The sequence below is a fragment of the Paraburkholderia ferrariae NBRC 106233 genome (assembly GCF_000685035.1).
In the GTDB taxonomy this organism is placed as follows: Bacteria; Pseudomonadota; Gammaproteobacteria; order Burkholderiales; family Burkholderiaceae; genus Paraburkholderia; species Paraburkholderia ferrariae.
Genome location: NZ_BAYB01000009.1, coordinates 255,590 through 279,827 on the forward strand (window position 1 = coordinate 255,590; position 24,238 = coordinate 279,827).

The 24,238-nt window shown below is 67.7% G+C and carries 18 protein-coding genes and 2 pseudogenes; 3 read left to right on the forward strand and 17 right to left on the reverse strand.

What is annotated here, in order from left to right:
- Positions 1-107: 107 nt before the first annotated feature.
- Positions 108-1,904 carry a sensor domain-containing diguanylate cyclase gene (locus BFE01S_RS38345; protein ID WP_084169744.1) on the reverse strand — a complete coding sequence of 599 codons (1,797 nt, stop codon included), beginning with the start codon at positions 1,902-1,904 and terminating at the stop codon, positions 108-110.
- Between the two features lie 126 nt (positions 1,905-2,030).
- Positions 2,031-3,278, reverse strand: a complete 1,248-nt coding sequence (locus BFE01S_RS11735; RefSeq protein WP_028225660.1) for a DUF1479 domain-containing protein — start codon at positions 3,276-3,278, stop codon at positions 2,031-2,033.
- A gap of 100 nt (positions 3,279-3,378) precedes the next feature.
- On the opposite strand from BFE01S_RS11735, the gene BFE01S_RS11740 reads away from it, so the two are divergent.
- Positions 3,379-4,344 (forward strand): helix-turn-helix domain-containing protein, encoded by a 966-nt coding sequence (locus tag BFE01S_RS11740; RefSeq protein WP_028225661.1) that lies wholly within the window; start codon positions 3,379-3,381, stop codon positions 4,342-4,344.
- Positions 4,345-4,351: 7 nt separating this feature from the next.
- On the opposite strand, the gene BFE01S_RS11745 is transcribed toward BFE01S_RS11740, so the two are convergent.
- Genes BFE01S_RS11745 through BFE01S_RS38350 form a run of 3 tightly spaced genes read right to left on the reverse strand, consistent with a single transcriptional unit; the run spans position 4,352 to position 6,479 of the window.
- Entirely contained in the window at positions 4,352-5,224 is an 873-nt protein-coding gene (locus BFE01S_RS11745) for an anti-sigma factor family protein (protein WP_028225662.1), read from the reverse strand.
- Positions 5,221-5,739 (reverse strand): sigma-70 family RNA polymerase sigma factor, encoded by a 519-nt coding sequence (locus BFE01S_RS11750; RefSeq protein ID WP_028225663.1) that lies wholly within the window; start codon positions 5,737-5,739, stop codon positions 5,221-5,223. Before BFE01S_RS11750 ends, BFE01S_RS11745 begins: the two co-directional genes overlap by 4 nt.
- Positions 5,718-6,479, reverse strand: coding sequence for an anti-sigma factor (locus tag BFE01S_RS38350; protein WP_156966986.1), 762 nt, complete (start codon positions 6,477-6,479; stop codon positions 5,718-5,720). Before BFE01S_RS38350 ends, BFE01S_RS11750 begins: the two co-directional genes overlap by 22 nt.
- Positions 6,480-6,898: 419 nt before the next feature.
- Between BFE01S_RS38350 and BFE01S_RS11760 the strand changes: the two genes are divergently transcribed.
- Positions 6,899-9,091 (forward strand): NHL repeat-containing protein, encoded by a 2,193-nt coding sequence (locus BFE01S_RS11760; protein WP_028225664.1) that lies wholly within the window; start codon positions 6,899-6,901, stop codon positions 9,089-9,091.
- A gap of 35 nt (positions 9,092-9,126) precedes the next feature.
- On the opposite strand, the gene BFE01S_RS11765 is transcribed toward BFE01S_RS11760, so the two are convergent.
- The 12 genes and pseudogenes from BFE01S_RS11765 to aroQ all read right to left on the reverse strand — a co-directional run bounded on the left by BFE01S_RS11765 (position 9,127) and on the right by aroQ (position 21,955).
- Positions 9,127-10,104, reverse strand: a complete 978-nt coding sequence (locus BFE01S_RS11765) for a diguanylate cyclase domain-containing protein (RefSeq protein ID WP_218002911.1) — start codon at positions 10,102-10,104, stop codon at positions 9,127-9,129.
- Positions 10,105-10,289: 185 nt separating this feature from the next.
- Entirely contained in the window at positions 10,290-11,303 is a 1,014-nt protein-coding gene (gene cheB / locus BFE01S_RS11770; RefSeq protein WP_028225666.1) for a chemotaxis response regulator protein-glutamate methylesterase, read from the reverse strand.
- On the reverse strand, positions 11,303-13,621 hold the full coding sequence (locus BFE01S_RS11775) for a hybrid sensor histidine kinase/response regulator (RefSeq protein ID WP_028225667.1): 2,319 nt from the start codon (positions 13,619-13,621) through the stop codon (positions 11,303-11,305). Before BFE01S_RS11775 ends, cheB begins: the two co-directional genes overlap by 1 nt.
- Positions 13,618-14,328, reverse strand: coding sequence for a chemotaxis protein CheW (locus BFE01S_RS11780; protein WP_042337519.1), 711 nt, complete (start codon positions 14,326-14,328; stop codon positions 13,618-13,620). Before BFE01S_RS11780 ends, BFE01S_RS11775 begins: the two co-directional genes overlap by 4 nt.
- Positions 14,321-15,823, reverse strand: coding sequence for a CheR family methyltransferase (locus tag BFE01S_RS38355; RefSeq protein ID WP_245621085.1), 1,503 nt, complete (start codon positions 15,821-15,823; stop codon positions 14,321-14,323). The genes BFE01S_RS11780 and BFE01S_RS38355 overlap by 8 nt, the downstream gene beginning before the upstream one ends.
- The gene (locus BFE01S_RS11790; RefSeq protein WP_028225669.1) at positions 15,796-16,302 is read right to left on the reverse strand and encodes a chemotaxis protein CheW; all 507 of its coding nucleotides are present in this window, start codon (positions 16,300-16,302) and stop codon (positions 15,796-15,798) included. Before BFE01S_RS11790 ends, BFE01S_RS38355 begins: the two co-directional genes overlap by 28 nt.
- A 112-nt stretch (positions 16,303-16,414) precedes the next feature.
- A pseudogene (locus BFE01S_RS11795) lies at positions 16,415-17,560 on the reverse strand (methyl-accepting chemotaxis protein); the annotation flags it as partial.
- A 6-nt stretch (positions 17,561-17,566) separates the two neighbouring features.
- Positions 17,567-18,088: pseudogene (locus tag BFE01S_RS46545) on the reverse strand (MCP four helix bundle domain-containing protein); the annotation flags it as partial.
- A 256-nt stretch (positions 18,089-18,344) separates the two neighbouring features.
- A complete protein-coding gene (locus BFE01S_RS11800; protein WP_245621086.1) occupies positions 18,345-19,013 on the reverse strand; it encodes a TetR family transcriptional regulator in 669 nt (222 codons plus the stop codon).
- 94 nt (positions 19,014-19,107) lie between these two features.
- Entirely contained in the window at positions 19,108-20,496 is a 1,389-nt protein-coding gene (locus BFE01S_RS11805; protein WP_028225672.1) for an MFS transporter, read from the reverse strand.
- An 80-nt stretch (positions 20,497-20,576) separates the two neighbouring features.
- Positions 20,577-21,503 (reverse strand): shikimate dehydrogenase, encoded by a 927-nt coding sequence (locus BFE01S_RS11810; protein WP_028225673.1) that lies wholly within the window; start codon positions 21,501-21,503, stop codon positions 20,577-20,579.
- Positions 21,500-21,955, reverse strand: coding sequence for a type II 3-dehydroquinate dehydratase (aroQ, locus tag BFE01S_RS11815; RefSeq protein ID WP_028225674.1), 456 nt, complete (start codon positions 21,953-21,955; stop codon positions 21,500-21,502). Before aroQ ends, BFE01S_RS11810 begins: the two co-directional genes overlap by 4 nt.
- A gap of 260 nt (positions 21,956-22,215) precedes the next feature.
- Here aroQ and BFE01S_RS11820 point away from each other — a divergent pair, with 260 nt between their 5' ends.
- A complete protein-coding gene (locus tag BFE01S_RS11820; RefSeq protein ID WP_028225675.1) occupies positions 22,216-24,114 on the forward strand; it encodes a bifunctional sugar phosphate isomerase/epimerase/4-hydroxyphenylpyruvate dioxygenase family protein in 1,899 nt (632 codons plus the stop codon).
- The last annotated feature ends 124 nt before the right edge of the window (positions 24,115-24,238 follow it).

Consider the following 24,238-nt stretch of genomic DNA (forward strand, 5'->3'; position numbering starts at 1 on the left):
TTCGCACCGGCGAGACGATACCACTGCGCGAACGCCTCGGGCGTCATCGGCGTTGCGTAACGACAGCCCTCTTCGAGCGAATGATGGAAGCCGGAGGCAATGCGCCCTCAGGCGCATTCGATGCGGTTGCGGCCGTTCGTCTTCGCGCGGTAGAGCGCGAGGTCGCTGCGCGAGAGTGCCGCTTCGGCGATGGCGTCGCCGGCGCACATTTCGGTGATGCCGATGCTGACCGTGAGCGCAACGGTCTCGCCCGCCGAAACGAGCGGCTGCTGCGCAATGCGCGCCTGAATGCGCTGCGCAAGAGCTTGCGCGTCTGCGAGACTGGACGCCCCCAGCAGAATGGCGAACTCCTCGCCGCCAATGCGCCCCGCCACGTCCGTCCCGAGCAGGTCCGCGCGCAGGATATCGGCGAAATGGCGCAGTGCGCGATCGCCCACGGCATGCCCCCAGCGGTCGTTGATCGACTTGAAGTGGTCGAGATCGCACATCAGCACCGCGGCCACGCCCCCGCCCGCACGATGCAGGCGCGCGAGATGCGCGTCGAGGCGCGCCATGAAGTGGCGCCGGTTCGCAAGGCGCGTGAGTCCGTCGGTTGTTGCGAACTCCTGCAACTCCGCTTCGATGCGCTTGCGCTCCGTCACGTCGGTAATGAAGCCGTGCCACACCGTTACACCGCCCGCGAGCCGCTGCGGCTTCGCATCGCCCTGCCGCCAGCGCAGCCCCTGAACCGGCAATCGCACGCGGTATTCGAGGTGCCATGGCGAAAGGCACGCCGCCGACTCCGCAAACGAGGCACGATACGCCTCCTGATCGTCGGGATGGATCAGCGCGTCGATGCACGCGGCGTTCTGTGCGACCGCCTCCGGCGTGAGTTCGTAGATTTCGGCAATGCCCGCGCTCGCGTACGGAAACGACACGCGCCCGTCCGGCAGGCTGCGGCGCTGGAACACGAGGCCCGGCACTTCGTTGGTGAGATTGGTGATGAGGTTGGCCGACTCGCGCAGCCGCTCGGACATTTCGCGCATCGAAGTAATATCCGTAGTGGTGCCGATCATGCGCAGCGCGCGGCCCGCGTCGTCGCGGCTCACCACCTTGCCGCGGCTGCAGATCCACTTGTAGCGCCCGTCCTTGCAGCGGATGCGGTGCTCCACCTCGTAGCTCTCGGTACGGCCCTCGAAGTGGGCCTGCATCGTGGCCTGCACATAGGGCAGATCGTCGGGATGCAGGCGCTGGTAGCTGTCTTCGATGCGGCTCGTCACCTCGTCGTCGGCGTAGCCCAGCATAGCCTTCCATCCCGCGGAATAGCGAATCTCGCCCGTGACGATATCGCGGTCCCAGATGCCCGTACCGCTGCCCGCAATGGCGAGCGAAAAGAGGCGCTCGCGGGCGCGCAGCGCTTCGACCTCTTCGCGCCGCGCGATGTCGTCTGCCGGCTGGCTGGCCAGCACCGCGGCCACGCGCGCGAAATCTCCAAGACTCACGCGTTCGGCTTCGGTCAGTTCGCGGGGTGCGGGGTCGATCAGGCAGAGGCTGCCGATAAGCTCGCCGCCCGGACCCTGTAGCGGCCATGCCGCCACGAAACGAAACGGCAGTTCATGGGTGGCACGCAGGCCGGCGCGCCATGCGGGATCGGCCCCCGCGTCCGCCACGACGAGCGGCTTGCCCGTTCCCGGTTCGCCGCCCGCTTCGCGCAAGGCGTCGAGCGCTTCGCGCAGCGGCGCATCGAGCGCCGCGCCGGCCCAGTTGCCACCGGGCTCGCCCGGTATCGCACAGGCCGCGCGCACCCCGAAATGACTTTCGATGAGCCGCATGAGGGCGTCGAGCAGCACTTGCGCCCCGAGGCTCTCGGGACCGACGGAGTGCGGGACAGCCTGAGCTTGAGCTGCGGGCGGCGTGTCGGGCATGGGCGTTCGAAGCGGTTCGGAAAAAGTCGGAGGAATGCAGGAGCAAAAAAGCCAGCGGCTAGTATATAGCGCGGCGGTGATACCCCTATGGCACGTCTCTCCGTTCCCCGGCCGCGCCTCACACCATTAAGCCTCGAAACCCAGTTGCGAGCGGCCGAGCGCCGTGAGGTCGTTCGGGCCGCCGCGCCCCACAAAATCGACTTCGAAATGATCCGCCGGAAAGTCGGGCGGGCTCGTTCCCTCGATAAAGCCAGGCAACTGGCGCGCGAGATAGGCGTCGTTCTTCGCGCAGCCCGGCGCCGCGGCAATGTACATCACGTTGCTGTAGCCCGCGCCGCGGTGTTCGTCCTCCACCGCGTGAATCACGTCGCTATGCCAGAACGCCGTGTCGCCGGCCTCCATCTTCGGTATCGACGAAAGCGCTTCGAAGAGCGGCGCATGCCATCGGGGATCGATCGAGAGCGCGCGGCCCGGCATCGCGCCACACAGATCGTCTTCGGCCACGTCGTCCTGCAGTGCGCGCAGCAGGATATAGGCCATTGCGTTCGCGACCGGCACAAGCTGCAAGGTGCCGTCGCCCGGCCCCTGGGGCGTGAGCGCGGTCCAGCCCTGGAACGTGCGGAACATCGAGCACACCGCGGGCGACGGAATCTCGCCCGCATCGGGGCGATATGCGGCATCGAACGGATCGTAGCGCCGCCAGTCCCCGGCGAAGACATGGCGATACACCTTGCGGAAATTCACGTCGATCCAGCGCTCCACGGACCCGCCGTCGCAATGCGCCGAAAGCCCGAGCGATGCCGAACCCGGCGGCCGGCGGCGCAGACGGTCCGCATAAACCGGCACGCGTTCAGGATCGAAATGCACGCGGCCCTCGCTTTCGCTGCGCCAGAGCCGGTTGAGAAAGATACGCGCGGTGGTGAGCTCGACGGACTCGCGTGCGAGCACCTGCGGGCGCGACCAGTAAATACCGTAGATCTGCGGCCGGCTTGATTTCAGTTCTCCGAAGTAATGATCCTCGGCACGGTTTTTCAGGTGCGCGTCGAGATCGTTACGCTCTACGTAGTGCGCGATCTCCTCGTCCCATTGAGCAACGAGCGCCGGGTCGAACACCTTGCGGATCACACAGGCGCCACGCCGTTTTATGTGTTCGATCTGGGCAGCGCTCACGCGTTGCGCTGCAATATCGGCAAAGTCGAGTTCGGGAATCACGGGTTCGCCACGACTGCGCCTCGCTGCAATCCCGGCCGCCTCGGCCCGGATGGCCGCTTCCACTTCGGCAAAGACCTCGCGATAGTTCGGCAATTGCGCGCGCAGTTCGCGCTTCGCCTGGCGGATCGCCGCCGGAAGGTCGTCGATTTGCAGTGCTGCCATGCCTGTCTCCATGAATAGGTGTGTTGGGGTAAGTCAGAGCATAGAAGCGGAACGGCACCGGCGGTGATACTATTCGGCCAATGACTTTGCGCTTTCGGCCATGAAACCTGCTTACGAACACGTCGAATTCGGCGATCAATGTTCCGTGCGCATCTATCACCGGCGTCTGCCGCGCATACCGTTCGAGTGGCATCACCACCCGGAGTACGAACTCACGCTCACTCTGAACAGCCATGGCAAGCGCTATATCGGCGACACGGTGACGCGCTACGAAGCCGACGATCTCGTACTCGTGCCACCCGACCTGCCGCATACCTGGGCTTCGAATCGCTCGATCGATGCCGGAGAGCCCCAGGTGGCCATCGTCGTGTGGTTCGATGGGGAGTGGGCGCGGCGCCTTGCCGACTGCTGCCCCGAATATGCGCCGCTGCGCAAGCTGCTGCGCCGCGCGGCCTGCGGACTCGCGTTCGATGCGGCGGCAGGCGCTGCGATGCGGGCGCGGCTCGACGCACTGCTTGCCGAAGCGCCGCGCACCCGGCTCGCTGCGACGCTGGAGATTCTGTGCGCATTGGCCGAAGCGCCGGGCACGCCGCTCGCGTCGCCCAGTGCGTTCGGTGCGCGTCAATCCGGTCCTTCGGGGTACGAACCAGAACGGCTGAACCGCGTGCTTGCCATGATCGACGCGCAATTCGCGCAACCGTTGCGGCTTGCCGATCTCTGCTCTGCTGCGGGGCTTTCGGAACGCACGCTCGCGCGCCAGTTTGCGCGGCACATCGGCGAAAGCGTGGGGCGCTACCTTGTGCGCGTGCGTCTGGGCCATGCCTGCAGACTACTCGCGGACACCTCGTTGCCGGTCTCGGTGATCGCCACGCGCTCCGGGTTCGCCAGCGTGGCGAATTTCAACCGGCAGTTCAGGACTGCAAAAGGAACCACGCCAGTTGAATGGCGCAGCCAATACGCCCGCGCGGAGCGCGCGACGGTGGAAACCACGCCGCGGCTCACGGAACGCTCGCCTTCGCTGGTGCGACGCCCCAGTGACGCAAAGGGCACAAAAACTTCGGCATGATCCCGACTCAGCCCGCCTTCTCCACCGTCAATTGCGAATACACATCGTGCGCCAGTTCCAGCAGCACCTGACGGTCGATCCCGCCCGATAGCGCATAGCCGAAATCGCCGTCGACCCAGTAGAACACGCTCACCGGCCCGTCCTGGTACAGCTTGAATGCCGTGGTGTTCGAGCTGACCTTGCGATGCGAGATGCAAAGCGTCACGCGCTCGCCCTGTGCGTTGTGATACATGAACTGCGCAACCTGGCCACCGTCGTCGCCGGGCAGGAGGCGGCCACCCGCGAGTTCGAAGCCGCTCTTCTCCAGCATGGGCGGGTGCACGTTGGTGCCCAGACGGTTCGCGAGCCATTGCACGAAGTCCTGCTCCTGCGTACTGCTCATGTTGTCCGGCCGCTCCACCTCGGGCATATAGACGACATGCGCCAGCGCCGCCTGGCGCGCGAACAGTTCGCTGCCATCCGCACTCGCCGCACGGATATCGGAGCCGTTCGACGCACCGGAAGGCGCCATGACATTTGCGCCGAAGTGCGTGCCCCAGCCGATGCCGACACCCAGCACCAGCGCCGCCGCCATGCCGCCGAAGCGCATGGCAAAACGCGGCCAGTTCGCGGCCTCGCGCTTGCGCGCGAGCCCGGCCCCTGCCTCGACCTCGGCGGCCTCGGGCGTCACGCGCAGGCTCGCGGGCAGCGGTTCGCTCAGCACGCGATCGTAGCGGTCGTGCAGCAGGCTGTTGAGCGAAAAATAGTCGCTTACGCGCGCGGCGAGTTCGGGGTTGCGCTCCAGTTCGCGCTCCACGTCCGCCCTGCGCGCTTCGGGCAGCGTGCCGTCCACATAGGCGTGGATTTCGTCTTCCGTGACGGGATTCATTGGCTCGCTCATCGCACCACCTTCAGGTTCGCACGCGGGGCTGTCCCGGCCATGAGCGCACGCAACCGCTCGCGGCCGCGAGAAAGACGCGACATGACCGTGCCGATGGGAATGTCGAGCGCCAGCGCCACATCGGCATAACTCATTTCCTCGAGACCCACCAGCAGCACCACTTCGCGCTGCTCGGCCGGCAGGCGCTGCAGCGCGTAGTCGAGATCGCGCACCTCCAGGGTGCCCAACTGGCTCGCGGGCACGGCGTAATCGGTCTCGGGCACGGTCTCGTCATCCACCGAAACGTGCGCGCCGCGCGCCGACGACTTGCGCACCTGGTTCACGAACAGGTTATGCATGATCGTGAAAAGCCACGCGCGCAGGTCGGTGCCGGTGCGGAACAGTTCGGTGCGCACGAGCGCGCGCTCCAGCGTGTCCTGCACGAGGTCGTCGGCCAGTTCGCGGTTGTGGATCAGCGCCCGCGCGTAGCGTCTCAAACGCGGCACGTGGTCTATCAGTTCGTCGCGGATGCCCATGTCCCATCCTTGTGCGCTTGCTCAATCTCGTTGCCTTCCGCGCGACGGCTGCCGGCAGGCAGCATTGTCGCGATATCCGCCGCGCGCATCAGGCCACGCGTTTCCGCACTTCCCGCCAGCACCCAGCGCATGCCGTGCGCCGTCCAGCCGATCAGGCGCAGCCTGCCGACCCGCCGCGCGCTCCACTGGGGCTCGTCCTTCGCCAGCCACGCGCGCGCGCCGAGCAGCACCAGCCGCTTGCCCTCCGCGTTTTCGTAGACGTAGCGGTTCGCGCTCGCGAACGGACCCAGATCGAGCGTGCTCGCGCTCACGAGCCGCAGACCCGCTGCTTTCAGGTCGAAAGGTTCGGCGACGTTCGCGCTGGGGGCTTCGGTTCCTGCGCTCGCCGCCTCCATGACGGCCATCACGGCGGCATCGTCCAGGACCTGCCGGCTCGGCTCGGCCAAGGCAAGCCCTCCCGCCGCCGCTCCGGCCAGTGCGGCCCCGAGCGCGAATGCAGCCCAGACGGGCCATAGACGCCATAGACGCAACAAGGCGCCGGTGCGCCCGCGCGGCACCGCTGTGCCCGCCGCAGCATACGCTGGCTGAGGAAACGAGTGCCGGATCTGCGCGTTCAGCCGCCGGTAAAACAGCACACGCCGCCACTCAGCGGGACGCGCTGCCAGATAGCGCCGCACCTGCGCGGCACGCTCGCCGGCGATCGAGCCATCAGTGTATGCCTGGATATCCGCCTCGGACACGGGCGAAACTTCCATCGGCCCCTTGAAAATCATGATCTTTCGACTGCGCAAGATGGTTGGGTCGATGGGCTAACACAGGCAGTGCGGGATTTATTCCGGCGGCACGACATGCTTTTTTTCATCAGCTTTTTCGTGCGGACCGGGGAAGTTGCAGAGCAGCAAACCGGTCTCTTGCGTTCGCGGCCTCGCGCATCAACCTGGCAACACCGGAAGCGGTTCGCAACAGAGCAATCCGTATTCCTCTATTTTTCGCATACCTTATTATTTTCGAAGACGGATCGACCATGCCTCCGGCATAAAAATATTCCCGTTACCCACGTTGAATATTGTGCGAATTATTTCGCCCGCAGCCCATGCGAGCATGGCAGCCACTTGCCGCTGCATGGCATACACGCTCTGTTCTTCCGGGGGAACACGTCATGAAACTGCCTCGCCGCCTGCTGGTGGCTTCGCTCGCGTTGCAGGTTCTCTGCACCGGCCCGGCCATCGCGCAATCATCGCTCAACTACACCACGTCCTGGATCGGCAACAGCTTCGGCTTTGGCGACGGCAAATGGATGCAGCTCGACGTGGAAGCGATCGCCGTCGCACCCGACGGCACCGTCTACGCCAACGCCCCATGGGATGAAAGCGGCAGCGAAATCGGCGTGTATCGTGCCGGCGACAAGCTCGCCGTGGGCGGCAACACGCACGGCTGGGGCAACGCGGGCGGCGACGCCATCGCCGCGAACAGCACCTACCTCTATGCCGCGATGTCGATCGGTAATGAGAGCAACGCGCTATCGGGCGCCGACTATCCGCCGGCCAACCAGACCTGGTGGGGCGTGACACGCCGCCTGCGTTCCAACGTCGCGCAAGGCGCGCCGTTCGCGAGCGGCATCGGCAACAGTGCGAACACAACAAAGGACAGCTTTCTGCGCGTGCGCGACGCGGCCACCGGCATCGACGCCGCCGTGCGCGGCCTCGCCGCCTCGGATACCGAACTCTACGTTTCCGACACCTACGGCAACCGCATCGTCGTCTATGACGCGCAAACGATGCGCCAGTTGCGGTCCTGGACCGTGCCCACGCCGGGCCGCATCGCGCTCGCGAACGATTCGACGCTCTGGGTGATCGACGACCTGCAGGCCGCGGGCGGCCCGCGCATCGCCCACTATCGCGCGGACGGCACCGCGCTCAACGACGCCCCCGTGCTGCCCGAGGGCACGCTGCCGACCGATCTCGCGTTTGCCCCGTCGGGCCAGTTGACGATTGCCGACAACGGCCCGGCGCAGCAGATCCTGCTCTACAGCCGCGCAGCCAACGGCACGATGGCGCTTTCGGCCACGCTCGGCGCGCGCGAGGGCATCTTTCATTCCGTGAAGGGCACACCCGGCGACTGGCGCTTTAACGGCATCACCGGCATCGGCTACGACTCGGCGGGCAATCTGTACGTTGCGCAGAACGGCCAGGGGCCGCGCCCGTTCGGCTCAACGCTGGTGGGTCAGGGCGCCGTGCTGGAGAGCTATACGATGAGCACGCGCACGGCGGCGTGGCGGCTCTACGGTGTGTTGTTCGTCGATGCCGGCGCGTTCGATCCTGCCTCGACCAACAACATCTACACCGGTTCGAAGCGCTTCACGATGGACTACACGCAAGCACCCGGCAAGCAGTGGACCTATGCGGCCTTCACGCTCGACCGCTTCGACTACCCGAACGATCCGGCCTTCCACCTCGCACGCGGCGTGCGCGGCTCGCCGATGGTACGGCGCTTCAACGGCCAGGTCTTCCTCTATACGCTCGACGAATACGCGCACTATCTGAGCGTCTACCGTTTCGCCCCGGCCACCGAGGGCCAGGTGGCGATCCCCTCCGGCTTCTTCGCCGAGAACCCTCTGCCGGGCGGCTGGCCCGCCGGCCAGCCCGGCTACGGGGAATGGATGTGGCGCGACGCGAACGGCGACGGCCAGGTGAGCGCCGACGAAATCACCGCCAACCCCGCCACGGGCTCGACCGTGGGCGACGGCTACTGGTGGGTGGACGAGCCCGGCAACGTGTGGCTCGCCACGCCCACCTCGGGCATCCGCGAAATGCCGCTGCTCGGTCTCGACGGGCACGGCAACCCTATGTATTCCTACGCATCGGCGAAGACGTACAAGATGCCGGCGCCGTTCGCACGCATCGCCCGCATGGTCTATCGCGCCGCGACCGACACGATGTACGTCACGGGCTATACGGACGCCAGTCAGTACAACGCCACGCTATGGAAGGAGGCCGGCCCCGTGCTGGCGCGCTACGACAACTGGTCGAGCGGCTCACCCGTGCTCGCCTACACGGCGAACCTGCCCTGGAACACCCAGGGCAACCCGCAGGTGACGACGGTAGGCATTGCCGTGGCGGGCAACTATGTGTTCATCGCGGAACTCTATACGCAGCGCGTCGATATCTACGACACGCGCAGCGGCCAGTTCGTCGGTGCCTTGACGCCGGGTGCGGACGTGGGCAGCACCTCGGGATGGGTGGACATCTACATGGGCGTCAGCGCCGCACAGCGGCCCGACGGCAGCTACGTCGTGCTCGTGGAAGACGACGCACGCGCGAAGCTGCTTATGTATCAGTGGACGCCGGGCTGAACGCCAGGCTCAAGAGCGGACCCGGCCATATGCCCTCAGCCGCGCGTGCCGATCTGCATGGAGAACGCCACGCGGTTGCGCCCATCGCGCTTCGCGCGATAGAGCGCCGCGTCGGCCTCCTCGACCAGCGCCGTTTCGGCAATGCCCTCGGCCGGCGTGAGCGTGGCAACGCCGATGCTGATGGTGAGATGCTCGCTCACCGCCGACCCCGCGTGCGGCAGCGCCAGCGCCGCCACGTCGCGGCGCATCTTCTCCGCAAGCAGGCGCGCCCCGCCGCTGCCGATGCCCGGCAACACCACCGCGAACTCCTCGCCGCCGAAGCGCGCGACCAGGTCGCGCGGCTGGCTGATCTCGCGGCGGATGGTGGCGGCCACGGAGCGCAGCACGTTGTCACCCGACACGTGCCCATACGTATCGTTATAGGGTTTGAAGTAATCCACGTCGATCATCAGGAACGAGATCTCGGTGTTCTCGCGCAGCGCCCGGCGCCATTCGGCGCCGAGGAATTCGTCCAGATAACGGCGGTTCGAGAGGCCCGTGAGGCCGTCCGAGTGCGTGAGGCGCCGCAACTCCAGGTTCGCGCGCAGCAGCTCCTGCTGGGAGCGGCGCAGCGCGCGATAGGCTTCGTCGCGCTGAAGCAGGTTCATATAGGAGCGCGAATGATATTTGACTCGCGCAATCAGCTCCACGCTGTCCGGCAGCTTGACGAGGTAATCGTCCGCCCCCGAGGCAAAGGCCGCGCTCTTGATCGCCGGCTCCTCTTTCGTGGACAGCACGATGATCGGCACGTCGCGCGTCGCATCGTTGGCCCGGTAGGCCTTTACGAGCGTGAGCCCGTCGGTGCCCGGCATCACGAGGTCCTGGAGGATCACGGTGGGCCGCACTTCCTGGGCCGTATGCACCGCGTCTTCCGGGTGCGAGCAATAGTGGAAGTCGATGTCGCGTTCGCTCGCGAGGGCGCGGCGCACGGCCTCGGCAACGATCGCCTGATCGTCCACCAGCAGCACCATCATCGGCAGTTCGGAAGCGGGCAGCGGTTGTTCGAGCGCGGCTCGCGCGGCCTCAAGCGAGGCTTCGAGCACGGCATCCTCGGTGCCGCCGGTCGCTGGCGCGGCTGGCTCGCTTGCGGGGAGGTTGGGCTTCTCGGTGGTCATGATGATCGGTCGCTATCGGTATATCGGTAATGAATCAATGCAGGTCACGCAGCCCGCTTGATGCGGCTTTGCAGGTCGGCGGCAATGGCGCCCAGCGGCAGGATCGCACGCGCGGCGCCCAGCGCGGCGGCGGCCTTGGGCATGCCGTAAACGGCGCACGACGCCTGATCCTGGGCGATCGTGAAGTAGCCCTTCGCGCGCATCGCCTTCAGGCCGATTGCCCCGTCGCGCCCCATGCCGGTGAGCAGCACGCCAATGGCTTCGCCGCGCCAGTGCTCGACCACGCTGTGAAAGAAGGTATCGACGGAGGGCCGGTAGGGCGTGTCCGCCGGCTCGCGCGTGTAGGCCAACTGGCCGCTGGCCGTCATGCGCAGGTGATCGTTGGTCCCCGCGAGCAGCGCGATGCCCGGCTGCGGCCGGTCGCCTTCCTGCGCCACGCGCACGGCAAGCGGCGTCTGCCCGTCGAGCCATTGCGCCATGCCCTCGGCAAAGGACTGGTCCACGTGCTGCACGATCACGATGCCCGCGGCAAAGTCCGCGGCCAGGCCGCCCAGCACTGCCACGAGCGCGGTGGGGCCGCCCGCCGATGCGCCGATCGCCACGAGCGGCGCGCGGCCCGGCGCCGCGTTGGCGGCCACCGCCGACGTGCGCACGGTTTCCGGCGCGCGATGCAGCCGGCCGATCTGCTCGATCTTCGCGAGCAGCAGATCCATCGTGCCGCGCGCCTCGGGGCCGGCGAGCGTGGGCGTATCCACGGCATCGAGCGCGCCCGCGCCCATCGCTTCGTACACGCGCCAGGCGTTTGCGCCCACGCTGCTCGTCACGATCAGAATGGGGCACGGCGAGCCCGCCATGATGCGCCGCGTGGCCTCGACCCCGTCGAGCTTGGGCATCACGAGGTCCATCAGCACGACGTCGGGCTGCTGGGCGGCGCAGAACTCCACCGCCTCCTCGCCATCCGCCGCCACCCACAGCACGCGGTGCTCGGGCCGGCGCGCGACGGCATGGCGCAGTGCCTCCACTGCAAGCGGCATATCGTTAGCAATGCCGATGTTCATCAGGTCGCCTCTCCGATCAAATCGTTGACCGCGTCGAGCAGCGCTTCGTCGTGGAAGCTGCCCTTGGTGAGATAGTAGTCCGCGCCCGCATCGAGCCCGCGCCGCCGGTCGTCCTCGCGATCCTTGTACGAGACGATCATCACCGGCACGTTCCTCAGTTGCGGATCGCTCTTGATCATCGTGACGAGTTCGATGCCGTCCATGCGCGGCATGTCCACGTCGGTAATGACCAGGTCGTAGCGCGCGTGGCGCAAGGTGGTCCAGCCGTCCATGCCGTCCACGGCCACCGTGACCGCGTAGCCGCGCTTCTCGAGCAGCTTGCGCTCCAGCTCGCGCACGGTCAAGGAATCCTCCACCACCAGCACCCGCTTGCGCTCGCGCGTGGCGCCTTCGCGCCCGCGCGCCACACCGGCAAGCTGCCCCTCGCGCACGAGCCGCGCCACGGAGGCCACGATGTCCTCCACGTCGATCAGCAGCACCACCTGGCCGTCGTCGAGAAGCGCCGCCGCGGAAACGTTGCGCACTTTCCCAAGGCGGCTGTCGAGCGGCTGCACGGCCAGCGTATGTTCGCCGATGAAGCCGTCCACCGCGATGCCGTAGAGCCCCGCTTCGTCGCCCACCAGCACCACGCACACGTCGCCGTCCGCCTCCTGCACGCCGTTCGCGCCCAGCAACTGGCGCGCCGTTACGAGACCCACCGGCCGCCCTTCCCACGCAATGTGCTGCTGGCCTTCGAGCGTTTCGATGGCGCTGCGCGGCACCCGCAGCGCGCGGCGCACGCGCGCAAGCGGAAACGCATAGGCTTCGCCGGCCACATCGACAATCAGGCTGCGCACCACCGAAAGCGTCAGCGGCAACTGCAGCACGAAGCGCGTGCCGCGCCCTTCGCCGCTTTCGATGCGCACCGTGCCGCGCACCGCTTTCACGAAGTCCTGCACCGCGTCGAGACCCACGCCGCGCCCGGAAACATCGGTGACGGTCTCGCGCAGCGAAAAACCCGGCAACAGCAGAAAGTCGTGCAGTTCGGCGTCGGACATCGCCTCGACCGCATCGCGCGAGGCATGCCCGCGCGTCACGATGGCGGCGCGCAGCGCGTCGAGATCGACGCCCGGGCCGTCGTCGGCCACGCTGATGAGCAGCTTGCCCGCGCTGTGGTGGGCTTCGAGCGTGAGGTGCGCTTCCTCGGGCTTGCCGCGCGCGAGCCGCGTGACAGGATCCTCCACGCCGTGATCGAGCGCGTTGCGCAGCAGGTGGCCGAGCGGCGCGTCGAGCAGGTCGAGGATGTCGCGGTCCACCTGGGTCGCCTCGCCCTCGATCGTGAAGCGCACACGCTTGCCGAGCGAACGCGCGAGATCGCGCACGATGCGCGGGTACGCATGCGCGATCTCGCCGAACGGCCGCATGCGGCATTGCAGCGCTTCGTCGTAGAGCCGCTGTGCGAGACGCGTGCCGCGCCGGTCGAGCCGGTCCAGTTCGTCGAAGCGCTCGGCCAGTTGCCGCTGCAGCGCGCCGAGCGACGTGCGGATCTGCGCGAGCGCGGCGCGAGCCTCGACATCGAGCGCGTCGGCATGGCGGTCCTCGAACTGGCCGAGCGCGCCCAGCACGTCGCCCTGTGCGTAGCGCACGCGCAGGAAGGCATCGGCAAACGGACGCATGCGGCGCGATTCGACCAGCGTTTCGCCGGCGAGACCCACGAGGCGGTCCAGCGTGGCCGCGCGCACGCGCAGCATGCGGTGGGTGTCGGCGGGGGCGGCTTGGCGTTCGAGCGCGGGTCCGGTTTCCTCCGCGCTCGCCGCGGCGGGCTGCGGCTGCGCAGGCGTGACAGGGGCAAGAGCAGGGGCAACAACAGGGGCAACCGGGGCGGCAGGCTCGACGGGAGCGGGCGCTTCTTCGGGCGGTGGCGCCACGGCGTTCTGCCTCGCATCCTGGCCGTGCCCTTGCCCCGCCAGTTGCGCGACGAACGCCTCGACCGCCTCGCGCGCGAGCGGCGGCGCATCTGCGTCCCCCGCCGCCAGCAGCAAGTCGATGCCCACGAGCAGCGCATCGATGCGCAGCGCGTCGATCCGCAATTCGCCGCGCTGCGCGGCGACGAAGCAGTCCTCCATCGCGCTCGCCACGTCCACCGCTTCGGGCAGCCCGACGATGCGCGCCGCGCCCTTGAGCGAATGCGTCGCGCGCATGCACGATTCGAGCGTCGCCGCGTCCGCCGGCGATCCTTCGAGCGCGAGGAGACCCGCGGAAAGCGTGCGCGTCTGCGTCTGCGCTTCCTCGCGGAACAGGTCGAGCAGCGAGCGGCGGCTCAGTTCGTCGTCGCTCATCGCACGCTCCTCCCCAGTACCTCGAACAGGGCGTGCACGTCGAGCACACCCACCGAGCGGCCGCGCGAGGCGTACACGCCGCGCACCAGCCGCCCCGCACCCTGCGCCAACGTAGCCGGCGCGGCCAGCATCTCGTCCTGGCCGAAGTAGGCCACGCCCTCCACGTCGTCCACCGGGAATGCCGTCGTTTCGCCGTGCCGCTCCGCCACGAGCAGGCGGCGCCGGCCGGGCCGCGCGGCGGCGGTGTCCGGCACGGCGTCGACATGCAGCAGCGCGGCGAGCGATACGGCGAGCGTCAGCACGCCGCGCACGTTCACGATGCCGAGCACAGCCGGACTGTGCCGGTGCGGCAGCGAGTGAATGGCGCGCGCCTCGCCCACGTGCTGCAATACGACGGCCGGCAGCGCGAGCCATTCGGCCCCCACGCGGAAGACGAACGATCCCTCGCGTTTGGCGGCACCATTTCTTGCGGCGTCCGGCTGCGTAGTGGATTCGCGGTTCAGGAGGACGGCGGCGGGCAGCGCTTGCGGGTCGCCCTCCACCGGCCGGTCGAGCATGCGCGCCGCGGCCTGTTCGAACACGGGGCAATTCAGGCAACGCAGATATTGTTCGAGGCGCGCGCACGATTTGTCGCCGCGTGTGCCGATGCGGTTCCAGCAGTCGTCCTGCGGCATACGGGCCAGCACGGCCGGTTCGCGGTCAGGCATCGGCGCCTCCCTGGTCAGGCGCCGGCGGCGCGGCGCGGCGGGCGCGGCGCATCAGGCGGTGCGCGCCGTCGCTGTCGCCCTGCACTTCAAGCAGCGCCGCGAGATGGGTGAGCGCTTCATAGTGGGCCGGTTCGAGGTAGAGCGCCTTGCGGTAGTGGTCGCGCGCCTCGGCCGGATGGCCCTGGGCATCGGCGATCAGGCCGAGCAGATACCACGCGTCCGCATCCGGCACCGCCGCCTGGGTCGCATCCTGTGCCGCTTGCAGCGCGAGACGATGCGCGCCGTCCAGATCGCCGGCGTCGGCGAGGCTGCGCGCTTTGGCGAGCGTTTCGCGGGGCGGCGTGGCGGGCATGGCGGTGGCAGGCCCGGCCGCCACGCCGGCGCCCGTCATGGCGCGAGGCGCTCGCGGCGCGCGGGCCGGCGCGGCGGGGATGGCGTGCTTCATCCAGGAGACATTCGGCGAAGGTTGCGAAAGCAACGAAGGCGTCACGCTCGCCGCGCTCGTCATCGCCAGCGAAGGCGCGGTCTGCAGCGCGCGCAGTGCCGCAGGCGCAGGCGTGAAGTTCGATGCGAGGCTTGGAGAGAAACCCGGCAAAACCGCGCGCCGTCGCCCCTCTTCTTCATTAGGCAAGCGAAAACCGAACGCGAGCGGTATATACGCGGACGCCATCTCGTGCCGCATCATGAGCCCCGTTTCGGCGGGGCCGACGAAAATCATGCCATCGTCCGCGAGACACGCGCGCAGGAGATTCATGGCGCGGTCCTGGGCGGCGCGGTCGAAATAGATCAGCACGTTGCGGCAGAAAATGAAGTCGTAGCGCACGGGATGGGCCGCGAGCCATTCGAACAGGTTGGCGCGCTCGAACGTCACCGGTGCACGCACATGCATGCCCACGCGCCAGCCGTCCCCGGTCGCCTCGAAATGACGTTCGCGAAACGCGAGACCGTCGCCGCGAAACGCATTGCGCCCATATACGCCGCGCTTTGCCGCGGCGATCGAGGCCGAGCTGATGTCGATGGCGTCGATGCCGAACTGCTCCGCCGCGAGGCCCGCGTCCAGCAGCGCCATCGCCGCGGAATAAGGCTCTTCGCCGCTCGAGCACGGCACGCTCAACACGCGCAATACGTCGCCGGGCCGCCGCGCGAGCCGCTCCGTGCCGAGGCGCGCGAGTGCTGCAAAGGCCTCGCGCTCGCGGAAAAACCAGGTCTCCGGCACCACCAGCGCGTCGATCAGCGCCTGGCGTTCCGCCGCTTCCGACGTGAGGTGCAGCCAGTACGCGTCGAGCACGAGACCCGGCACGGCCGAACCCGCTTCCCAGGCGGGCGGTATGCCGGCCTGCTTCTCGCCGGCTATCGTCACCGCCGCACGCTGCGCGACCGCGCGGACCAGCGCATTTGCGCCGAGCGCCTGGGCGTCGATGCCCGTTTCGTCGAGCAGCCACGACGCGAAGCGCGGATCGCCGCCGTTCACGATACCGCTCCCTGTGCCTGCCACGAGGGCGGATCCGGAAAGAGCAACGCGCGCACGCGCGCGTCGAGCAACTGATCGGCCTTCACCCACTGCACGAAGCCCTGCTCGTCGCGCGCAACGGGACCCAGCCAGCGCGCTTCGGGCGTGGCGATGCCGCCTTCGGTAAAGGCCGTGGCGGCGAATACCGCCGTACGCGTCGCACATTCGAGCAGGAGTGCGATGTAACGATGCGGGCCTTCGCCCGGCGCCCCCGCAGCAGCCGGCGCACCCCGGTCGTGCACGAGCACGAGCCGCGTGGACATGAGCGCGCGCGCGGGGCGACCGAGCGCCAGCATGGCGAGATCGATCACCGGCACCGGTACGCCCGCGTGCTCGATCAGCCCGGCGATCCACGGCGGCGTGCCGGGATGCGCCCGCACCGGCACGAGCGGCAGCACATGCGCGATCTCGCGCGCATCGAGTGCATAGCGTTCGCCGTCTAGCTCGAACAACAGGAAAAGCATCGCCAGTTCCCCGCGGCGGCCAGACTGCGCGCGCCGGTTGCATCCACCGGTTTGCCTGCCGCCGGTGTCCGCCGTTTATATCCGCCGTCTCTATCTTGCTTCGGATTCCGAATCAGGCTTCGATCCTGAAACGCGAGACACCCGTGCGCAGTTCGTTGGCCACCAGCGTCAGGTTGTCGATGGCCTGCGAAGACTGGCGCAGCGACTCGGCCGTCTGCTGCGCGGCCTCCGAAAGCTGCGTGAGCGCCTGGGTGATCTGCTCGGCGCTCGTGGCCTGGGCCTGCATGCCGTCGTTCACCATCTGGAAGCGCGGCGCGAGCGTCTGCACCGCGCCGATGATCTGCGAAAGCTGCACGCCCACGGCCTGCACGTCGTGCATGCCGCGGCGCACTTCCTCCGCGAACTTGTCCATGCCCATCACGCCCGCCGACACCGCCGACTGGATTTCCTTCACGGTCTGCTCGATGTCGTAGGTGGCCACGGCCGTCTGGTCGGCGAGACGCCGGATCTCGGTCGCGACCACCGAAAAGCCGCGGCCGTACTCGCCGGCCTTTTCCGCTTCGATGGCGGCGTTCAACGAAAGCAGGTTGGTCTGGTCGGCCACCTTCGTGATGGTAGCCACCACCTGGTTGATGCTCACGGCCTTCTCGTTGAGGATCGCGAGCTTCGCGTTCACCGATCCCGCCGCCTCCATCACGCTGCGCATGGTGTCTTCCATGTGCGTGAGGCCGCTCTGGCTCGTGGTGGCAAGGCCGGCCGACTGCTCGGCCACCGTGGCGACTTCGCTCATCGTGCGCACGAGATCGCGCGCGGTGGCAAAGATCTCGCGCGAGGTTGCGCCGATTTCGGTGGTCGTGGCTGCCGTTTCGCTCGCGGTGGCCTGCTGCTCCTTCGAGGTGGCGGCCACTTCCGCCACCGAGGTCGAAACCTGCAGCGACGACTTCTGCGCCTGCGCCACGAGGCTCGCGAGTTCGTCGCTCATGCGGTTGAAGCCGTCCTCCAGCACGCCGAACTCGTCGGTGCGGCCAAGCCGCAGGCGCTGCGTCAGGTCGCCGGTGCGCATGGAATCGTGCACGTCCACGAGCCGCGCCATCGGCACGGTAATCGCGCGATAGAGCGCATAGCCGGTCGCGAGCGCGGCGAGCAGCACCACGCCCAGCGCCGCGGCCAGCGTAATCTCCGTGCCCGTGACCGAGCTGCGGATGGTCTGCGCCGAGTCGTCGGCCTGCGCGCGGTTCTCGTCCACGATCCCGTTCGCCGACTCCACCACATCTCGCCACGAGGCATCGAGCTGCACGAACGCCGTCTGCGCGGCGGCGCGCGAGGCGGGCAACTGGCGTGCGATGGCTGTGATCTGCGGCAGGTAACGGCCGTAGGCGTCGCGAAAGCGCTGGAAGCGCTCGCGGTCGTCGGCGCGGAACACGGTGCCTTCGTACTGCTTCATCAGGCGGTCCACCTGGGCCATCGCGGCCGGCAGGCCGGCGATGTCGCGGGCGGTGGCATCCGCATCGGAATCCACGAAGGCCGCGCGCTCGGTGAGCGCATAGGTCTGGTTCGCCGCCGCACGCAGCGAGGTGGCGTAGAAGAGCCCCGGCACCGAATCGCGCGTGAGGCTCAGCGCTTCGTCGTCGATGGCGCGCAGGCGGCTATAGGAAATCACCGCGGTGGCGAGCATCAACACGAACAGCAATCCGAAGCTGAGAACGATGCGGGTGCCGAGGGTATATCGGCCCTCGGTCTGGCGCGGCAGGCCGGCTTGGCCGGCTCGGGGCATGGCGGTGCTCATGGGCGTCTGGGCTTTTCCGGTGGCTGGGCCAGGGCTTGCCGTGCCGCGCCTTTTTGCGCGCCGCGACCGCCGCTGGATAAAAGGCCCGTCATGCGGCCCTCACGGTCGGTAGTGTAATGGGTTTGCGCACTTTTATGGGACGGCGCCCAGGTCTTGGGGCCAGAGCAGGCAGGCTTTTGCGGCTTTTTGGGTAAAACGGCGGAAGCGTCTGCCCGCGGGCGGCGGCCCGCCAGCCCTACCCGCGTTGCTAATTGCGTTAGTTGTGCACGAACCGCAGCACGGCGTCCACCACCATCGCGCGATGCCGGGCGCGCAGCCGCGGATGCGAGGGGTCGCGCCCGAACGCGGCGCCGAACGTGTGGCGGTTGCTCACGCGGTGAAAGCACATCGAACTGATCATGAGGTGCAGATCGATCGGGTCGATATCGTCGCGGAACGCGCCCGCCGCCACGCCGCGCGCGAGCAGGTCTTCGATGGTGTGGATCGCGCTGGCATTACGGTTGCGAAACGTCTTGAGCCGCTCCAGGTAGCGCGCGCCATGAATGTTCTCGATGGTCACGAGCCGCACGAAGTCGCGATGGCGGTCGTGGTAATCGAAAGTGAATTCGACGAGCCGGCGCAGGCCCTCCTCGGGATCGAGTTCGTCGATATGAAGATCCTGCTCCAGCGCGCGAATGTCACCGTAGACCTTGTCGAGCACCGCTTCGTACAGCCCTTCCTTGCTGCCGAAGTAGTAATAGAGCATGCGCTTGGTGGTGTGCGTGCGCTCCGCGATCTGGTCGACGCGCGCGCCGGCAAGCCCCATGGCCGAGAACTCGGCGGTGGCGACTTCGAGGATGTTGCGCTTCGTCTGTTCCGGGTCGTACTTGCGCCGGCTTTCGGACTGCGCGTCGTTGTTCTCGGGCGAAGCCGCCGGTCTTGCCATTGTCGTTGCCGCACGCATGATAGGAAAGAATGCGGGCGATTCTAGCATGGGGCCCGGTTCGGTCCGGCGGCGCTGGAAGCCGCCGCCGGCCGTATCAGAGCTCGATCCGCCGGATGTCGCCGACCACGAAAATATAGGCGGCCGCGCCGATCAGCGCGATCACGCCGATGAACGCGAGGGCCCACACGAACGACCCCGTCGCCGCCACGATCAGGCCCACCACGAGCGGCGTGACGATGCCGGCCAGATTGGCCGCGAGGTTGAAGATGCCGCCGGTGAGGCCCAGCATGCCGGCCGGCGCGATATCGGAAACCAGCGTCCAGCCGAGCGCCGCCATGCCCTGCGCGAAAAACGCGAGCGACAGGATGGCGATCACGGCCACGTTGCTCGCCACGAAGTTGGCCAGCACGATGGTCGAAGCGAGCAGCAGGCCCGCGATGATCGGCAGCTTGCGCGCCACGTTGGCCGATTTGCCGCGCCGCAGGAGCCAGTCCGAGAACGCACCGCCGAAGAGCACGCCCACCGAGGCGGCAATGAACGGCATGATCGCGAAGAAGCCGATCTTGAGCCAGGCCATGTGGCGCTCGGTGGCGAGATAGGTGGGAAACCACGTGAGGAAAAAGACCAGCGTGGAATTGCCCGCGAACTGGCCGATGCAGATGCCGGCCAACTGGCGGCGGCGCAACAGCCTGCCCGCCATGCGCCAGTCGAAGCCATGCTTTTTGTTGGCGTTTTTATCGGCAATGTCGCCGCCCTTTGCTTCGCTCTTCGCCTCGCGCGCGCCATGCACGACGAGCCCGCCGCCCGCCTCGATGTAGTCGAGCTCCGCGCGATTGGCCGCGGGGTGGTCCTGCGGTTCGCGATAGAGGCGCCACCACACGAGGCCGAACACCAACCCCACGGCGCCCACCACATAAAACAGCGAGCGCCAGCCGAACGCACCCATCAACGCGAAGAGAAACGGGCTGAAGAACGCGAGGCCGATGTACTCGCCCACCGTATAGGTGCCGGTCGCAAACGCGCGCTCGCTCTGCGGGAACCACGTGGCCACCACGCGGCTGTTGGTGGGAAAGCACGGCGACTCGGCCGCGCCCAGGCCCAGGCGGCACGCGAAGAGCGCGCCCACGCCCGTCACGAAGCCCTGCACGAAGGTGCAGAGCGACCACAGCGTCATCGAAAGCCAGTAGGTGAACTTGCTGCCGAAGCGGTCGAGAAACAGGCCCCCCGGCACCTGCGCGAGCACGTAACTCCACGAGAACGCGGAGAACACGAGCCCCATGAGTGCGGCATCGATGCCCAACTCCTTCGTCAACTGCGGCGCGGCGATGCCGAGCACGGTACGGTCGAGATAGTTGATCATCGTGCCCACCGCGAGCAGCCCGAGGACGCGATAACGCGCCCGCGAGCGCCGCAGCGAGCCCTCGGCGGCGCCCGCGGAACGGGCCGGCGTGTCCGCGTGCCCCGCAGATAAGGGTGGTGCCATGTCTCTCTCCTTGTTCCTTCAGCTCTCTCAGGTTCTGGTGCGGCGCCTGTTGTCCGGCGTCCTGCAATTCGGTGTCCTGCCTATTGCGCGCCCTGCGCAAGCAGCGACTCGAGGTGGGCGTACATGCGCTCGGCGTCCGGTTCGATGCCGGTAAAAAGCCGCAATGCCTCGGCCGCCTGGTACACCGCCATGCCACCGCCCGGCAGCGTGCGGCAGCCGATCGCCTCGGCCGCTTCGAGCAGCGCCGTGCGGATCGGGAAGTACACGATGTCCGCCACCCACAGATGCGGTTGCAGATACGCAGCCGGCAACGGCATGCCGGGCAGTTTGGCCATGCCCGTGGGCGTGGCATGGATCAGGCCGCTCGCACTGCGCAGCGCCCCGGCGAGATCGGTGCCCGCCGTCACGCGCGCCTCTTCAAAGCGCGCCTGCAATTCGCGGGCGAGCGCTTCGGCGCGCGCGGCATCGACGTCGAACAGCGTCAGCGCGCGTGCGCCCATCATGAGCGCCGCATGCGCGACCGCAGCGCCCGCCCCGCCTGCGCCCAGTTGAACCACGGATTCGAGCGACACGTCCGGCAGCCCGCGCTTGAACGAACGCGCGAAACCGGACCAGTCGGTGTTGTGCCCGATGCGCTGGCCGTCGCGAAAGAGCACCGTATTCACGGCGCCCAGCGCGCGCGCATCGTCGGAAAGCTCGTCCAGCAGGGCGATGACGGCCTGCTTGCAGGGATAGGTGATGTTGAGCCCGTCGAAGCCCATGCGCTGCGCCGCGAGCAGCAGCTCCGGCAGCGCGGCGGGCGCGAGACCGAGCGCTTCGAGGTCAATGCGGCGGTACACGTAGTTCAGGCCCAGTTCGCGCCCTTCACGCTCGTGCATGGCCGGGCTCAGCGAGCCGCCGATGCCCGAGCCGATCAGGCCGGTGAGGATGGATCGCGGGTGGGCCGTCGCGGAGTTAGTCGCCGCATTAGCTGTCGCATTCGTCGCTGCATTCGTCGTCGCATTCATGCGGCCACCTCGCTCGCGAGCAGCACGGCCATGCGTTCGAGCGCCAGCACGTAGCCCTGGATACCGCAGCCCACGATGATGCCCGAGGCCACCGGCGAGACGAACGAATGGTGGCGAAACGCCTCGCGCTTGTGCACGTTCGAGATATGCACCTCGATCACCGGCTTCGCGATCGCGCTCAACGCATCGGCCAGCGCCACCGAGGTGTGCGTATAGGCCGCCGGATTGATGACGATGCCGTCCACCCGCTCGCGCGCTTCGTGCAGCCAGTCGATCAACTGGTGCTCCGCATTCGACTGCCGGAATTCGAGCGCAAGCCCGAGCCGGCCCGCCGCTTCGCGGCACAGCCGCCCCACGTCCTCCAACGTTTCTGAACCATAGATCGCGGGCTCCCGCGTACCCAGCAGATTCAGGTTCGGCCCGTTCAGGACCAGCACAGACGGCATTTCCATCCCTCACACTCCACGACGCAACCACAGATAGCGATTTGAAAGCCGAAGCGGCTTGCCATGGCCGGCACCCGCATCGCATGGCCGCAGTGTGCTTCACAATGCGTCAGGGGTCACCCTGGGGTTTTCGAGAATTTGTACTAACTAGTTAGTTTTATTATTCTGTGAATACTCCGGCGGCGCGCTGTGCGTGCCGCTTTTGTTCTGCTGCCTCGCTCTCCTGCCGCCACGCCATGCCTCCTGTCGCCCTTGCCCCCATGCCCTTGCGCCGCTCCATTGCCACGGTCTCGATCAGCGGCACGCTCGCCGAAAAGCTCGCGGCGATCCGCGCCGCGGGCTTCGACGCAGTCGAGATCTTCGAAAACGACCTGCTCTTTTTCGACGGCTCGCCCGCCGACGTGCGCCGCATGACGGCCGATCTGGGGCTCGATATCGTCCTGTATCAGCCGTTTCGCGATTTCGAGGGGGTGAGTGCCGAGCGCCTCGCGCGCAATCTGGAGCGCGTGAAGCGCAAGTTCGACGTCATGCAGCAGCTCGGCACGGATCGCCTGCTGGTGTGCAGCAACGTCGCGCCGGACACGCTCCGCGACGACGCACTCTGCGCGGACCAGCTCGCCCGGCTCGCCGAAACCGCGGCCGCCGCCGGGGTGACGGTGTGCTACGAAGCGCTCGCGTGGGGGCGCCACGTGCGCACGTATGGCCATGCCTGGCAACTCGTCGAGGCCGTGAACCACCCGCATCTCACGCTCGCGCTCGACAGTTTCCACACGCTTTCGCTGGGCGACACGCCCGAGGCCATCGCGGCGATTCCGGGCGAGCGCATCGGCTTCGTCCAGATTGCCGACGCGCCCCGGATGAACATGGACGTGCTCGAATGGAGCCGCCATTACCGTTGCTTTCCGGGCCAGGGGGACTTCGCGCTCGCGGACTTCACCGCGCAGGTGGTGAAAAGCGGCTACCGCGGGCCGCTGTCGCTGGAAATCTTCAACGATGGTTTTCGCGGCGCGCCGCCCGCCGCCACGGCGGCCGATGGACACCGCTCGCTGCTGCTGCTCGAAGAAGCAACGCGTGAGGTGCTGGGCGACACGGCGAACAAAGCCGGGTCTGCGCTCTTTGCGCCGCCCGCTGCCCCCGCGCACGCCCAGTGGCAGTTCCTCGAATTCGCCGTCGATGGCGAGTCGCGCGCACACGTGGCCGACTGGCTCGGCAAGCTCGATTTCCGCCGCGCGGGCCAGCACCGCTCCAAAGACGTGACGCTCTACCAGCACGGCTCGGCCGCCATCGTGCTCAACGCCGAACCCGATTCGTTCGCCAACGCGTTTTTCCAGCGCCACGGGCTTTCGCTCTGCGCTTCGGCGTTCCGCGTAGACAACGCCCAGCTCGCCCGCGAACGCGCGGCGCGCTTCGGCTACGCGCCGTTCTCGAGCCGCGTGGGGCCGAACGAGCGCGTGGTGCCGGCCATCCAGGCACCCGACGGCAGTCTTAACTATTTCGTTAACGAAACGCCGGACGAGCCCACGCTCTTCGAAGCCGATTTCGCGCTCACCGATATCGACGGCCCGTCCGAGGTCGGCCCGCTCACCGGCATCGACCACGTCTGCCTCTCGCTGCCGGCCGGATCGTTCGATGCCTGGGTGCTGTTCCTCAAAAGCGTGTTCGGCCTCGAAGCGAACGAAGCGGTGCTCGTGCCCGATCCGTACGGGCTCGTGCGCAGCCGCGCGCTCCATAGCCGCGACCGGGCGCTGCGCATCGTGCTCAATGCGTCGGTGGACCAGCACACGGCCGCGGCCGAAACGGTGCGCGCCTATCACGGCTCGGGGCTGAACCACGTGGCGTTCGGCACGGGCGACATCTTCCGCGCGGTCTCGGCATTCGAAGCCTCGGGCATGCCGCTCCTGCGCATTCCGGCGAACTACTACGACGACCTCGAAGCCCGTCACGCGCTGGCGCCCGACTTTCTCGACACGCTCAAGCAGCACAACCTCCTCTACGACCGCGACGAACGGGGCGGCGAGTTTCTGCACGCGTACACCGAAACGCTCGATCAGCGCTTCTTCCTCGAAGTGGTGGAGCGCCGCGGGGGCTATGACGGCTACGGCGCGGCGAACGCCGCCGTGCGCCTCGCCGCCCAGGCCCGGCGGCGCGCGGCCGCTTCCCGATGAGGCAATGACGCAAGGGCGCACCGCCAACACCGGTGCGCCCCTCCCTTGTGCGTTACCCCGGATCGACGGCCGCGCGCTTTCATGCGTACACTTTGCCGTTTTCCACCCTGGCGACCCGCGCGCC